A 13,636-nucleotide genomic window follows, 5' to 3' on the forward strand; every position below is an offset into this window, starting at 1 on the left:
AGCGGCATGGGGCCGCTGGCCGATCTGACGGCGCCGGCATTGCGCCGCCCCATGCCTCATGCGGAACCGCATCCGCGACTTGAACGCGGTACGGATAATCCGTACAAGAGCATCGTGCACACGGTGATCGGAACCCCAGCTTATCTGGCTGCGGCGAAAGAGGCCGGCATGGGGGATGTCGAGCGTCAGGCGGTGGTCGACCTGATTGCCGTCAACCCGGAGGCTGGCGATATCATGCCGGGATGCGGGGGCGCGCGGAAGCTACGCGTCGCGCGACCGGGTGGCGGTAAATCCGGCGGCTATCGCGTGATCAGCTATTACGCCGGGGCGGACGTTCCGGTGTTCCTGCTGACCGTCTTTGCGAAGAACATGAAATCCAATCTTACCAAAGCCGAGCAGCAGACGTTCAGCACCGCCGTCAAGCTGCTCACCGACAGTCTGGGAGTCCGACATGGCAAAGCGCGCATTTGACGGGATGATGGCGGGGATCGCCGATGCCATCGCTTATGCCAATGGCGATGACAGCCGGGGCAGGGTGGCGACGCCCTCGCCGGAGCTCGACGTGGCGGCAATCCGCAAGCAGACGGGCAAGACGCAGGATCAATTCGCCCGCGCCTATCGCCTGCCGATCGGTACGCTGCGCGATTGGGAGCAGCGCCGCACTCAGCCCGATGCGCCGGCGCGCGTGCTGCTCGGGCTGATCAGCGCGGAGCCGGATACGATCGAGAGGCTCGTCCAGCAGGTCTGAGTGAACGCCGCGCGTCGGCTTACCACGTCTGTGGCTGGTCGGCTGCGAACGCCGTGTCGGTCGACGCCCCCGCCTCCGCCGACGCCAGCACGCTGTCGGCGGCGACCAGCCGTTCGGCGCGGGCGACTTCGGCGGCGAAGTCGCGCAGGAAATTGGCGCGGGCGAAGCGGCTGGCATTGGCGATCGCCGCCTCGGGATCGAAGCCGGGCAACCAGGCGTCGAACCGGTCCATCGCCGCGATCAGCGAGTCCGCGGTCTGTTCGTGGAAGTGGATGCCGGTCTCGCCGTCGATCACCGTCTCGGTGCCCCCGCCGCGGCCGAACACCACCACCGGGCGACCCGCCGCCTGCGATTCGACCGGGATGATGCCGAAATCCTCCTCGGCGGTGAAGATCAGCGCGCGCGCCTGCGCATAAGCGGCGCGCAGCTCGTCGAAGCGCATCCGCGTCGTGAAGCGGACGTTGGGGCCGGCCTTGGCCTTGAGCGTCTCGAGCATCGGCCCGTCGCCGATGACGTGCAGCTTGCGGCCGCTGCGGGTGAAGGCCTCGACCGCGATGTCGGGCCGCTTGTAGGGGACGAGCTGGCTGATCCAGACGCATTCGTCGCTGACCGCATCGCTGCGCTGGAAGATGTCGACGTCGACCGGCGGATAGACGACGCTCGCCTCGCGGCCCCAGAATTTGCCGATGCGGCGGCGGACGAACTGGCTGTTGGCCATGATCACGTCGGGACGCGACGCGCTCATCCGGTCCCAGGCGCGCATGCGCGGCGCGACGAGCCGCAGGTAGAGGCCGGCGAGCTTGCCGCTCGCCTTGCGATAGGCGTGATACTGGTCCCAGATGTAGCGCATCGGCGAATGGCAATAGGTGACGTGGACCGCATCGGGGCGGGTGATGACGCCCTTGGCCGGCCCCGCCTCGCAGCTGATGACGAGATCATAGGCGCTGAGGTCGAGCGCCTCGAGCGCGGCGGGCATCAGCGGCAGGTATTTCTGATATTGCGTCTTCGCCAGCGGCAGCTTGGCTATGAAGGTGCTGAAGATCCGGTGGCGCTTGAGCGTCTGCGACAGCGCGCCCTCGTCGACGACATGGGTGAAGATGTCGGCGTCGGGATAGAGGTCGCAGATCCGCTCGAGCACGCGTTCCCCGCCGCGCATCGTCACCAGCCAGTAATGGACGATCGCCACCTTGCGCGGGCGCGGCGCGGACGGGGTCTCAGGGGTCATCGGAGGTCCTGTGGCACGGGCGCGGCTATTGCGGCAGCGCGAGATGGGGACGCTGGCTGCGCCGCTCGGGGAAATAGGTGCGCGGCGCCTCGGTCGCGGTCGCACGCGGGCTCGGGCTCGTCGACGGCGGCGTCGCGGTGGTGGCGGCGGCGGTCGCCGCATCGCCCGGGGTGACGGTCGGCCCGGGATAGGTCGGCGGCACGATGCCGACGCCGACGGTCGCGCCGCTCGTCGCGGTCGGCGTCACCGGCGTCGTGCCGGCGGCGGCGTCGGCGTCGGCGGGCGGCACGTCGGGCAGCGCCGCCAGCGCCGCATCGGACGGCACCCCGGCGGCGGCGCGGAAGCCGCTATAGTCATAGGGCTGGCCCGGCAGGCGGTAGAAGACGTGATGGCCGAGCACGCCGAGCTTCAGCAATTCGGGCGCCCATTTCGGGAAGACGTAGAGCGTATGGTAATGCGTCGCCTGCCCCGCCTCCGCCGAGATCGCGCCGTTGAGCGCGGCGGCGGCGACGGCGAGCGCCAGCTTGAAGCGCGCCGGATTGGGCGCGCGGGCGAGCGAGCCGTCGCAGGTGAAGCTGAACTGGCAGCCGGTCGGCCGCTCCGCCCCCTGGTTGACCACCGCGCAGATCGTCTTGGGATAGCGCGGATGGCGCAGCCGGTTGAGCACCACCTGCGCGACCGCGCGCTGGCCGGCGAGCGGTTCGCCGTTCGCCTCGTAATAGACCGCCTTGGCGAGGCAGTCGGTCTGCCGGTCGAGATCGGCGCCGAGCCACGCCGCGACGAACGACGGCGCGAGCGGGTTGCTCGCATGGCTGAGCGGCAGCGCGAGGTTGCGCGCCAGCGCATCCTGCGGCGACAGCGGCAGCACCGCGCTCGGCACGAAGCTGTCGAGCGGCAGCGCATCCTCGGCGAGCGGCGTCGCGCCGCCCTCGGGCGCGGCGGCGGAGGTGGCATGGTGCGGCGCGAACGGAATCGCGTCGAGGAAGCTGCCGTCGTCGTCGTCCATCGTCCACAGCGCGAATCCCAGCACGACGACGATCAGCAGCGCCGCGAGGCCCCACAAGGTCGATCGTTGGGATTGGGCTAGCGGCACGGACACTCCTCGAAGGCAATCGGCGCGCGCACCCATGGCCGATCGCTGCGCTCCTGTCGTGCAGAGGCCGCCGGCGATCTGCCACCGCATCGTGCGTTTTCGGGACATTTGCAAGCTGGCAGAGGCGATTGGCAGGCGCGGGGCGGCGGTCGGGCGGCGTCGTGTGCGGCGATCGGGGACGATGGGCGCGCAGAGGCGCGGAGAAACAGAAGAGCGGTTCGGTCGGGCCACGCCATGCCTCCATCGCGACTATGGATCGAGAGCGTTGCCCGTTCACATGTTTGATCATCCGATCCCGTGCAGGGCGTGATTGTCGGACGGACGCGGTCTATACTGGGACCATGGCAGAGGCGGCATTCGGCATCGGCGTCTATACCGCGCCCGAGGCGGCGCAAATGGTTGGCATGCATGCGCAGACGCTACGCCGCTGGCTGCTTGGCTATGAGCATGCCGGCATCGACGCCGCACGCCGTCACGAACCGCCGCTCTGGCAGCCGCAATATGCACCTGACGAAACCGATGGCGTGCTGCTCGGCTTTCGTGATCTGGTCGAGGCGCGGATCGTCCACGCCTTGCGTGGGAAACACATCGGCCTGCCGACGATCCGCATCTGCATCGACCGGGCGCGGGCGATCGTTGGCGCCGATCATCCTTTCTCGACTGCGCTGTTCAAGACCGATGGCAAGACGATCTTTCTCGAAATCACCCGCGACCTCGACGAACCGCACCTGATCGATCTCAAACACAGCCAAGGCGTGTTCAACCGGGTGGTTGCGCCCAGTCTCGCCGATCTCGACTTCGGACCCGAGGGTGCCACGCGCTGGTGGCTGCTGCCCGGCAAACGGACGATCGTCGCCGACCCGGCGTGCGCCTTCGGCCAGCCGATCATCGCCGCGACGGGTATTACCACCGCGCGCGTGGCCCAAGCCGTCGCTGCGGAAGGCTCGGTCTCCAGCGTTGCGCAAATCTATGAGATCCGGCCCTCGTTGATCCGCGACGCGCTCACTTATCAACAGCAACGCGCGCTGCGTCAGGCCGCGTGAAACTGCTCGTCGACAACAACCTGCCGCCTGTTCTCGGCAGAGGACTCGGTGCGTTGTTCCAGGGGCGTCATCAGGTCGAGCATATCCGCGACCGGTTCGGAACCGGCAGCCTGCCCGACGCGACCGGGATCGCGGCGCTCGGCAAGGAAGGCGGCTGGTGCGTCCTGTCGGGTGATCGGCGGATCGCCACCAAACGCCCGTCGCGCGAACTGTTCCTGCGCGCCAACCTGATCGGCTTCCTTCCGTTGCCCGCGGTGATGGCGCTGCCGCTGCATGGTATCGCCGCGCGTATCCTGACGCTCTGCCCGCTGATCGAGACAACCGGGCAGATCGTTGACCGGGGCTGTTTCGAACTCGGCATCAAGGGCACCCGGCTGCATCCGATCGGCTGAACGCCCCCCTCGACTTGACCGCCGCGGACAGGCAAGTCGGGGAAACCGCGGCAGGCGCGGCGGAAGGAGGGGCCGGTGGCCGATCATGCGGCGGCGCTGGAGACGCCGGCAAGCGGCAGGGCGTCGCGGCAGCGGCTCGGCTGGGCGGCGCCGGCGCTCGCCGTGCTGCTCGTCGCGCAATGGCTCGCCGGGGGCGCCAATCAGGGCGTGTCGAGCGCGCTCGCCGCCTGCGCCGATGCCGCGCTGGCGATCGCGGTGTTCGCGCTGGCGCCGGCGCAGTCGCGCTTCTGGGCGCGCGCGCGCGGGCCGTTCGTGCTGCTCGCCGCGGCGCTGCTGTGGGCGGCGCTGCCCGGCCTGCTCCCCGCCGGCCTCGCCCGCGCGCTGGCGATGCCGGTCAATCCGGCCGCCGACCGCTTCGCCCTCGCGCTCGCCAAGGCGCTGGCGACGACGCTGCTGCTGATCGTCGCAGGCCTGCTCGCCTATCGCGACGGTTCGGCGCGCGGGCTGGTGCGGGTGCTGACGCTCGCCGGGCTCGTCTATCTGCTGTGGGCGGCGGCGGATGCGCTCGACTGGCTGTACGACAGCGCCCGCGCCGCCCGCTACAGCGGCACGATCGGCAATCCCAATGCGGCGGGGATCGTCTTCGCCGCGCTGGCGCTGCTCGCCGGCGGGCTCGCGCTCGCGCCCGAGGCGGAGCCGCCGGCGCTGCGCGGCGCGGCGCTGGCGGGAAGCGCGGTGGCGCTCGTCCTGTGCGCGCTGACCGGCAGCCGCAGCGCGGTGCTGCTCGCGCTCGTCGGCGGCGCGCTGCTGCTGGTACGGCGCTGGCGGCGCTGGCAGGACGGGCGGCCGCCGCTGCGGCTGGTCGCTGCGGCGGGGCTGGCGCTGGTCGTGCTGCTCGGCGTCGTCGCCTGGGCGACGCCGGTCGGCGACCGCTCCGCCTATCTGCCCGAGGATGCCGGATCGCGCTGGGCGGTGATCGACCATTATGCCGGCATCGCGCAGGCGCAGCCCGTCTGGGGCCATGGCCTCGGCAGCTTCTACGACGTCAACCAGCAGACGCTGACGCCCGAGGTGGCGCCGCTCTACTGGAATTTCGGCGCGGCGCACAACGCAGCGGTGCAGCAGGCGATCGAGACCGGCTGGCCGGGCCTCGCGCTGCTGCTGCTCGCGCTCGCCGCGATCGGCTGGCAGGTGGCGCGGGCGCGGCGCGACTGGTGGACGGTGGCGCCGCTCTGCGCGTTGTTCGCCATCACGGGCAGCGCAATGGTCGACATCGCGCTCAACGTGCCGGCAGTGGCGGCGCTGTTCGCGGTGCTGCTCGGCGCGATCTGGGGCGCGGCGCTGGCGAGCGGGACGCCGCGGGTGCGGCGGCGGGGGAAGGGCGTGCGGGGTGCTCGGGCGGTGGCCTAAGGGTGAGGGCGCTTTCGGACAGGGGTCGCAAGGGTTCGCGCAGAGGCGCGGAGGACGCAGAGGGCGCGTACCCAGGCGTGCTCGCGTGATCTCGGCGTTGGAGGGGTTTTCGCGCGAAGACGCGAAGACGCGACGATGTTCCGCCTGCGGCGGCCACGACCCATGCCATCGACCGGCAGGGGGAAGGGCCACGCCGTTCCGAAGCGCGCCCTCTTCGCGTCTTCGCGTCTTCGCGCGATCATCCGCTTCTTGCCACGCAGACAGCGGAGGGCAGGATCGGGATCACGCGGAGGCGCGGAGGCGCGGAGATTTGGGTGAGGCAGCGTCGCCGGTCCTTCCGGCCGTTGGAAAGCGGGAGCGCTGCCGCGCACCCCCTCCGCGCCTCCGCGTGACATCCTCTGCGCCTCCGCGCCTCCGCGCGAACAGACCCCGCCGCTACCGTTTCGGCATGCGCAGCGCGACGCGGACCGCCATCGGCGAGCCGGCCATGATGTCGGCGAGCCGGTCGGCGAAGCGGCCGTCGAGCGTACCGAGCCACGCCGCCTCGGCGACCGCCGCCTCCTGCGTCGCGGGCGGCAGGTCGCGCCAGTAGCGCGCGGCATAGGCGCTGCGCCAGAAGCCCTCGGCGGTGAGGAAGGGTGCCGCGGCATAGCTGGCCATGAAGGCGGCGAGGCTGGTGCGGCTCGGATGCGGTCCGCTGCCGAGCGCGAGCTGGCTGTGCAGCAGCAGCGCGGCCGCGCGCGGTCCGCCGGCGTCGGCGCGCGCCAGCATCGCCTGCGCATGGGCGAGCGCGGCGCGGTCGCTGCCCGCCGGCACCGCGGTCGCCGCCTGGCGCAGCCACAAGGCGGCAAGGCCGGCGGCGGCGCGCGGCGGGACGTCGGCGGGGCGCCAGTCCGCCGCCTCGGCGAGCAGCGCGGCGCGGGTCGCGGCATCATCGTCGCGCGCCGCGGCGACGCGGGCGATGCGCCGTTCAGGACCGATGGCGAGGCCGGCGAGCAGCAGCGTCGCCCCCGCCACCGCGAGCCACGCCAGCCGCTCCGGCGCGCGCGCCACTATTCGTTGTAATAGGAGGAGTAGCGCGCCGAATAATAAAGGCCGCCCATCGCCTCCGACCGGTGATCGACCATCGTCAGCACCGCGCCGAGCACCTCGCCATGGCTATGTTCGAGCCCGGCGAGCGCCGCGTCGACCGCGGCGATCGGCGTCGCATTCCACTTGATCACCAGCATCACCGCGTCCGCAAGGCCGACCAGCGTGCGTGCATCGGCGATGCCGAGCAGCGGCGGCGTGTCGAGGATGATGAAGTCGTAGCGGCTGCGCGCCGCCTCGAGCATCGCTTCCATCCGGCCACCGCCGAACAGGTCGATCGGGGTGAACAGCGAGCCCTGGACGAGCAGCAGGTCGAGCCCGTCGACCTCGTCGGGGATCACCGCCTGCGCCATCGTGCTGCGGCCTTCGAGCACGTCGGCCAGGCCGGTGTCGACCGAACGGTTAAGCGCGCGCAGCACGCCGGCGCGGCGCACGTCGCAGTCGATCAGCAGCACGCGGTCGCCGCTCATCGCCATCACCCGCGCGAGCGACAAGGCGCTGGTCGTCTTGCCCTCGCCGGGCAGCGTCGAGGCGAGCGCGATCACCTTGGTCGGCTGCGTCTGGTTGCGCGTCACGACGAAGGCGCGGATCGCGCGATAGGCCTCGGCATAGACGGTCATCGGCTTGGCGACGAGCGTGGTGGCCGGGTTGGTGACGCGATGCGCGCGCAGCTTCCACGGCGTCGGCAGGCGCGGCACCGAGGCGACGAACGACAGGCCGAGCAGCGTCTCGATATCCTCGGGCTTGCGGATCGTCGAGCTCAGCCCCTCGAACAGCAGCACGCCGGCGAGACCGAAGACGAGGCCGATCAGCAGCCCCGCCGCGGCGAAGGCCTTGACCTGCGGGAAGGTCGGCTTGGTCGGGATCGTCGCATTCTCGATGATGTTCGCCTGCGGCGTCGAGACGCGCTGCGCCTGGCTCGACTGCTGCGCCGCCTGGGCGAGGCGGGTGTAGGCGGTGCGCTTGGCCTCGGCATCGCGCTCGAGGCTGCCGGCCATCACCGACGCCTGGTCGTCGCGGGCGACGCCGCGCTGCAGCGTGTTGAGCCGGCCGCGCAGGCTGGCGGCGCGTGCCTCGGCGGACAGCGCCTGGCTGCGCAGACCGCCGACGACGCGCTGCGCCTCTTGGCGGATCTGCTGGTCGAGCGATTCGATCTGCTCGGCGACCTGGATCGACAGCGGATAGCGCGGGCCGTAGCGCGAGCTCAGCTCGGCACGGCGCTTCTCCGCCTCGGTACGCTGGCGGCGCAGGTCGGCGATGACCCCCGACGACAGCACCGCGGAGATGGCGTCGGTGCCGCCGGTGGCATTCTGCCGTTCGGCGACCGACAATGCCGAGCGCGCCGCGGCGGCCTCGGATTCGGCGGTGGCGAGCTGCATCGACAGCGGCGCGATCTGCTGGTCGGTGATCGTGCCGCCCTCGCCGCTCTGGCTGATGCCGCTCTGCGCACGATAGGAGGCGAGGCGCGCGTCGGCGGCCTGCACCTCGGCGCCGAGCTCGCGCAGCCGGTCCTGGATCGACTGCGACTGTTTCGCCGCGGTGCCCATCAGATTGTCGGCGGTGCCGGCGACATAGGTCGCGGCATAGGTATTGGCGATGCGCGCCGCCTTGGCGCCGTCGACCGAGCGGATGCCGATCATGACAAGATAGCTCTTGTCGTCGCGGTTGATCTTGAGATGGTCGAGCACGCCGCTGGTCGCGCGTTCGATCGCGGTATTGGCAGGGCCCTTGCCGGCGAATTCGGGATCGCGGTCGAGCCCCAATTGCGTCACCACCTTGCGCGCGGTGCCGCGCGAGCCGATCACCTGCACCTCGGTATTGACCGCGGTCTGGTCCGCGGGCTGTTCGTTGGTGTTGCCGAAGTCGAGCGGCGAGGCGGCATTGGGGGTGATGCGCACCTTGGCGAAGGCATCATATTTGGGCGTCAGCATCAGCGCCGCGCCGAGCGCGGCGGCGAACACCAGCACGGCGGTGGCGACGACGACGATCCAGCGCCGGCGGATCGCATCGCCGACCGACCGCAGCGTCACTGCACGGCGGCCGACATGACGCGACTGGTCGAAGCGGCTTGCTTCCTCGGTTTCGGCCAACGCGGACATCTTATTCATACGGTCGCTATTTTCCCTTTGGGGACAACAGCGTTACCGCTGCACAACGATTGATAACAGTGCACGCGTCTCGTCGAAAGCCCGTAATCCGACGTTGCCGCGCGCGGTACGATTGTCGCGCCCGACGACGAGGCCGAAGCCGAAGTTGCGATTGAGCAGATAGCGCGCACCGGCGCTGTAGCGCAGGATCTTCGATTTGGCGTCCTGATTGGCGAAATCGTCCTGCTCATAGCCGAGCTGCGCGTTGAGCAACAGGTTGCGCAGCAGCTCGTGATCGACGCGCACCGCCGCGGCGGTGGCGAAATAGCCGCTGCTCGTGCCGAAATAGCTGTCCTGGATGGTGCGGCGGACGTTGAGGCCGACCGTGGTCAGCTGGGTCGGGAAATATTCGACCCGCGCTTCCGCCGACAGGCCGGAGATGTCGGAATAGATCGGGGAATCGTAGCGGCGGCTGACATAGCCGAGGCCGATGCCGCCGCGGACCAGCGCCGACAGATCGAAGCTCGCGCCCCCGATCACGTTGACCTCCTTGGAATCGCGGTTGGGGATGCCGGTGGTCAGCGGATATTTGTAGGTGGTGTCGGTATAGCCGCCCTGCAGGAACAGCGAGGTGTCGGGCGACATCGCATATTCGCCGCGCGCGGTGGTGCGGAAGAGCACCTGGTCGCGGCCCTGCTGGCTGATGATCGTGTTCGAGAAGGAGCGCACGTCGGAGAAGTTGAACTGGTCGACGCTGACCGCGACCTGGCCGCGGATGCGCGCGCCGGCGAAGGCGCTGCCGACGCTGGCGGTGGTCTGCTGGAACTGGATCGCCTCGGCGGCATCCTGCGGCGAGGCGGCGGACGAGCGCGGCTCGGTCGAGCGCGCGGTGCGCAGCAATGTGTTGAAGCTCAGCGAGCGGGTCGCGTCGAGCCGGCCGCTCGCATCGACGTTGTAATTGGTCTCGTTGCGCGGCGTCTCGCTCGAGAAGCGGCGCAGCCGCGCCCCGGCGTTGAAGTTGAGCTCGTTGGTCGACCAGTTGCTGTTGGCGGCGATCGACGGCGCGATCAGCGCATAGACGTCGCTCTGCTTGTTGTTGTCGACCTGATAGGCGTTGTCGGTGAAGCCGGCGCCGAGTTCGAGCTTGGGATAGAGCAGGAACGAGCCGGCGCGCACGCCCTGCGCCTGATATTCGGGGCGCTCACGCTGGAGCACGCTGGTGTTCTTGCCGCGATCGAAATCGAGCGGCAGGTTGGGCAGCACCAGATTGGCGTCGGTCGACTGCGCCTCGACGGCGCTCGCCGCGAACGGCAGGGTCAGCATGCCCGCCAGGGCAACAAGGGGCAGCCGCATCGAAATACCTGTCAAAATCATGGATCAGAAATTGGCGTAATTGGAGCCGCCGCCCCCGCCGATGCCGACCACCGGGCCGAGCGCCAGCGTCGCGCCCGGACCGCCGACCGCGGCGGTGCCGTAGCGGTCGCAGCGCGAGGCGCTGGTCAGCACGTCGCGCAGCGCCTGCACGGTCGGCTTGGGCTGGGCGGTGTCGAGCGTCTCGTGCAGCGCGGCGACGACCACCGGGCAGTTCGCCTGGCTCTGGTCGATCGTATAGGCGATCTGCGCCTCGAGCGCCTCGCGCGAGGCGGGAGCGGGCACGCCGGCGATGGTGCGCAGGATGTCGGTATAGAGCGCGATGACATTGGGATCGTCGCGCGACACGACCGGCGACAGGGGCGTCACCGGGATCTGCGCGTCCCCGCCGGCGGCTACCAGCGTCGCTGCCGCCGCCATGCCCAGAATAAGCATCCGCATCCGTGGAACCCCTGTTTTTTCAATCCTGTGTCACATAACGCCGCAAACCACAATCACGCCGCATGGTCCGATGTGGTTGTGTCCGTTTCCGGGACAGCAACCAACGCCGCTCGCGCCGCATCGGAGCAGGCACGGCCCTTCCCTCGTACCGGCCGCGGGGGAAGGGCATGACCATCCCGGAGCGCCCCCTCCGCGCCTCCGCGTGATCCTGTTGTTTCGCGCAGAGGCGCAGAGAGCGCAGAGGGGCGCGCGCATGCCGCTGCCCGGTCGGATGATACGGCGGGGAACTAGGGATTCACGCGGAGGCGCGGAGAGGCTGCGCCGGCCGCAACGGCAGCCCATGCCATCGGCCGGCAGGAGAGGGAGGGCCGCGCCAGCCTGAAGCGTGCCCCCTCTGCGTCCTTCGCGCCTCCGCGCGAACCCGCTCAGGCGCCGCGGCGCGGCGTCGTCAGAACAGGCGTTCCTTGATGCGGATCGTATCGCCGGGGCGGACGCGCAGGTCGGGGGAGAGCGGCACGGTCTCTTCGTCCGCCTCGCCGGCGTGCTTGACCACCACCGACTTCTTGCTGGCGCGATAGGTGAAGCCTTCCGCGGTCGCCACCGCGTTGAGCACCGTCAGACCCGACGAATAGGGATATTCGCCCGGCTTGTTGACCTCGCCGAGGATGTAGAAGGGGCGGAAGGTGAGCACGTCGATGCTGACCCGCGGCTCGCGCAGATAGCCGTCGGCGAGCTTGCGCTGGATCGTCGCGGCGAGCGCGGTGGTGGTGACACCCGCCGCCTCGACGTCGCCGATCAGCGGCAGCGACAATTTGCCGTTGGCGTTGACCAGGAACTCGCCCGACAGCGACGGTTCGTCGAAGATCAGGATGCGCACCTTGTCGGCGACGCCGAGCCGGTAATCGTCGGTCGCGGCCGACACGCCCGCCGGGCCGGCCTGCGCCGAGGCGGTGACGCCGGCGCGTGCGGCCGCGCCCGTCGCGGCAGACGTGGCGGCGGGCGTGCTGCCGGCCGGGGAGGTCTGGCCGGCGAGCGCCGGGCCGCAGCCGGCGAGTGCGATCGCCGCGATCAGCGTCAGGATTTTCATTCGCCGCATATCCCCAGTAACCATTCGATGCATCCGGCCTTCTCCCGGCGCGGACACAATCGGCTAAAGCTAGCGTACGTCATGTTTCTTGTCACCTGCTGGGGTTTAGGACAAAGGCCCGCTACGGGACGGCTTGTTAACCTTTGCTGGCTAGCCTTGCCGCCATGACCGTCCTTGCCCTGCTTCGCCGGCTGCTGCTCGCGCTCGCTCTGGTCTCGCCCGCGCTCGCCGCGGCGCATCCGGTGCTGTCGTTCATCACGCTCGACCAGCCGATCACCGCGCCGCGCGGCTTCACCGCGATGTGCGCAACGCGGCCCGAACTGTGCAGCACCGTGCCGATGACCGGGTCGGCGACGCTGACCGACGACCTGCGCCTGATCGATACGGTCAACCGCACCGTCAACCGGCGCGTCCGCCAGCAGACCGACGTGCGCACCTATGGCCGCGGCGAACTGTGGACGCCGGCCGGGCGCGGTCGCGACGCGCGCGGCGATTGCGAGGATATCGCGCTCGAGAAGCGGATCGAGCTGATCCAGGCGGGCGTCCCGCCCGAAACCCTGTTCCTCGCGGTCGGCTATGCGCGGCGGATCGGCCTGCACGTCGTGCTGGTCGCGCGCACCGGCTCGGGCGACCTCGTCCTCGACAGCCGCACCGAGGGGCTGCGGCCGTGGCGCGACGTACCCTATCAGTGGATCGGCGCGCAATCGGGGCAGGACCCGTCGCGCTGGTTCGGCATCGCGCGCAGCTGAGCGGCGCGGAACCAACGCAGCGATCGACCATTACCCCCGGTTCGACCTTACGGGTCCGTAACAAAAGGGGTTAGTGATGAAGAAGACGGTAATGGTGGCTCTGGCAGCCGGTCTGGTCAGCCTGTCGGCCTGCAACTCGAGCCCGCGCGAGCAGGCCGCCGACAATATCGAGTCGAACACCGAAGCGGTCGCCGACAATCTCGAAGATGCCGCCGACGCGACCGGCAATGCCGCTGCCGCGGACCGGCTCGAGAACACGGCGGACGCGGTGCGCGCGACCGGCCAGAACCAGGCCGAAGACATGCGCACCAACGACCCCGACACCAATCTGTCGAACGGCATGTGATCGAGACCGATCGGAGCGGCTGTCGCCCTCCGATCGTCCGACCGGACGGGAACCCTCGCCGCGGCACGGCGTTTGCCGCACGGTAGCGGCATGACCGTTATGACCGTGTCGCCGGCGGGGAGATGGTAATGCTGACCAAAGCATTGAGCGTCGTAGCGTTGGGCATGATGTTGGTAGCGGCCAAGGACGATCCGCTCGCCGGTCGCGTCGCCGGCCCGGCAAGCCAATGCCTGTCGGGCTTCGATACCAATGCCCGCGCCGAGATCGTCGACGCGCGCACGATCGTCTATTCACGCACCGACCGACGCAATTGGGTGGTCCATCCGCAGGGCGTCTGCCAGGGCCTACGGCCTGGCCGCACCCTGGTCGTGGAGCAGCGCGGCGCGCAGCTGTGCAAGGGTGATCGCTTCCGCACCGTCCAGTCGACTTCGTCGGTGCCGTCGGCCTATTGCACCTTCGACAGCTTCGTCCCCTACGACCGGAGCACCGCGCGCTGATCCGCTGCGGGTCGTCCGTCGGGCGGCCGGTTCTGATCGCGATCGCAGCGGCAGCCGG

The 13,636-nt window shown here is 69.9% G+C and carries 15 protein-coding genes; 8 read left to right on the plus strand and 7 right to left on the minus strand.

What is annotated here, in order from left to right; all coding sequences use genetic code 11:
* Positions 1 to 6 precede the first annotated feature (6 nt).
* Positions 7 to 471, plus strand: a complete 465-nt coding sequence (locus V8201_RS12100; RefSeq protein ID WP_336545452.1) for a type II toxin-antitoxin system RelE/ParE family toxin — start codon at positions 7 to 9, stop codon at positions 469 to 471.
* Positions 452 to 748, plus strand: coding sequence for a helix-turn-helix domain-containing protein (locus V8201_RS12105; RefSeq protein WP_152542144.1), 297 nt, complete (start codon positions 452 to 454; stop codon positions 746 to 748). Before V8201_RS12100 ends, V8201_RS12105 begins: the two co-directional genes overlap by 20 nt.
* Positions 749 to 767: 19 nt before the next feature.
* Here V8201_RS12105 and V8201_RS12110 read toward each other — a convergent pair whose 3' ends face one another.
* Both V8201_RS12110 and V8201_RS12115 read right to left on the minus strand, forming a co-directional pair.
* Positions 768 to 1,973, minus strand: a complete 1,206-nt coding sequence (locus V8201_RS12110; protein ID WP_051583292.1) for a glycosyltransferase — start codon at positions 1,971 to 1,973, stop codon at positions 768 to 770.
* Between the two features lie 25 nt (positions 1,974 to 1,998).
* The gene (locus V8201_RS12115; protein ID WP_336545453.1) at positions 1,999 to 3,066 is read right to left on the minus strand and encodes a cell wall hydrolase; all 1,068 of its coding nucleotides are present in this window, start codon (positions 3,064 to 3,066) and stop codon (positions 1,999 to 2,001) included.
* 341 nt (positions 3,067 to 3,407) lie between these two features.
* On the opposite strand from V8201_RS12115, the gene V8201_RS12120 reads away from it, so the two are divergent.
* The 3 genes from V8201_RS12120 to V8201_RS12130 all read left to right on the plus strand — a co-directional run bounded on the left by V8201_RS12120 (position 3,408) and on the right by V8201_RS12130 (position 5,911).
* Positions 3,408 to 4,109, plus strand: a complete 702-nt coding sequence (locus V8201_RS12120; protein WP_336545454.1) for a DUF433 domain-containing protein — start codon at positions 3,408 to 3,410, stop codon at positions 4,107 to 4,109.
* Complete coding sequence (locus V8201_RS12125) at positions 4,106 to 4,501, plus strand: PIN-like domain-containing protein (RefSeq protein WP_336545455.1); 396 nt, start codon at positions 4,106 to 4,108, stop codon at positions 4,499 to 4,501. The genes V8201_RS12120 and V8201_RS12125 overlap by 4 nt, the downstream gene beginning before the upstream one ends.
* 75 nt (positions 4,502 to 4,576) lie before the next feature.
* On the plus strand, positions 4,577 to 5,911 hold the full coding sequence (locus V8201_RS12130) for an O-antigen ligase family protein (protein ID WP_336545456.1): 1,335 nt from the start codon (positions 4,577 to 4,579) through the stop codon (positions 5,909 to 5,911).
* A 435-nt stretch (positions 5,912 to 6,346) separates the two neighbouring features.
* On the opposite strand, the gene V8201_RS12135 is transcribed toward V8201_RS12130, so the two are convergent.
* The 5 genes from V8201_RS12135 to V8201_RS12155 form a co-directional block, all read right to left on the minus strand.
* Entirely contained in the window at positions 6,347 to 6,964 is a 618-nt protein-coding gene (locus tag V8201_RS12135; RefSeq protein ID WP_336545457.1) for a hypothetical protein, read from the minus strand.
* Positions 6,964 to 9,108, minus strand: a complete 2,145-nt coding sequence (locus V8201_RS12140) for a GumC family protein (protein WP_037533997.1) — start codon at positions 9,106 to 9,108, stop codon at positions 6,964 to 6,966. The genes V8201_RS12135 and V8201_RS12140 overlap by 1 nt, the downstream gene beginning before the upstream one ends.
* Positions 9,109 to 9,141: 33 nt before the next feature.
* A complete protein-coding gene (locus V8201_RS12145) occupies positions 9,142 to 10,440 on the minus strand; it encodes an outer membrane beta-barrel protein (RefSeq protein WP_336545458.1) in 1,299 nt (432 codons plus the stop codon).
* Positions 10,441 to 10,464: 24 nt separating this feature from the next.
* A complete protein-coding gene (locus V8201_RS12150) occupies positions 10,465 to 10,899 on the minus strand; it encodes a hypothetical protein (protein WP_152542243.1) in 435 nt (144 codons plus the stop codon).
* A gap of 448 nt (positions 10,900 to 11,347) precedes the next feature.
* Entirely contained in the window at positions 11,348 to 11,986 is a 639-nt protein-coding gene (locus V8201_RS12155) for a polysaccharide biosynthesis/export family protein (protein WP_152542241.1), read from the minus strand.
* Positions 11,987 to 12,150: 164 nt separating this feature from the next.
* Between V8201_RS12155 and V8201_RS12160 the strand changes: the two genes are divergently transcribed.
* The 3 genes from V8201_RS12160 to V8201_RS12170 all read left to right on the plus strand — a co-directional run bounded on the left by V8201_RS12160 (position 12,151) and on the right by V8201_RS12170 (position 13,578).
* The gene (locus tag V8201_RS12160; RefSeq protein WP_336545459.1) at positions 12,151 to 12,735 is read left to right on the plus strand and encodes a transglutaminase-like cysteine peptidase; all 585 of its coding nucleotides are present in this window, start codon (positions 12,151 to 12,153) and stop codon (positions 12,733 to 12,735) included.
* Between the two features lie 76 nt (positions 12,736 to 12,811).
* On the plus strand, positions 12,812 to 13,081 hold the full coding sequence (locus V8201_RS12165) for a hypothetical protein (RefSeq protein ID WP_037533991.1): 270 nt from the start codon (positions 12,812 to 12,814) through the stop codon (positions 13,079 to 13,081).
* Positions 13,082 to 13,245: 164 nt separating this feature from the next.
* Entirely contained in the window at positions 13,246 to 13,578 is a 333-nt protein-coding gene (locus V8201_RS12170) for a hypothetical protein (RefSeq protein WP_271301092.1), read from the plus strand.
* Positions 13,579 to 13,636 lie beyond the last annotated feature (58 nt).

Source organism: Sphingomonas kyungheensis (genome assembly GCF_037120395.1).
Classification (GTDB): domain Bacteria; phylum Pseudomonadota; class Alphaproteobacteria; order Sphingomonadales; family Sphingomonadaceae; genus Sphingomonas; species Sphingomonas kyungheensis.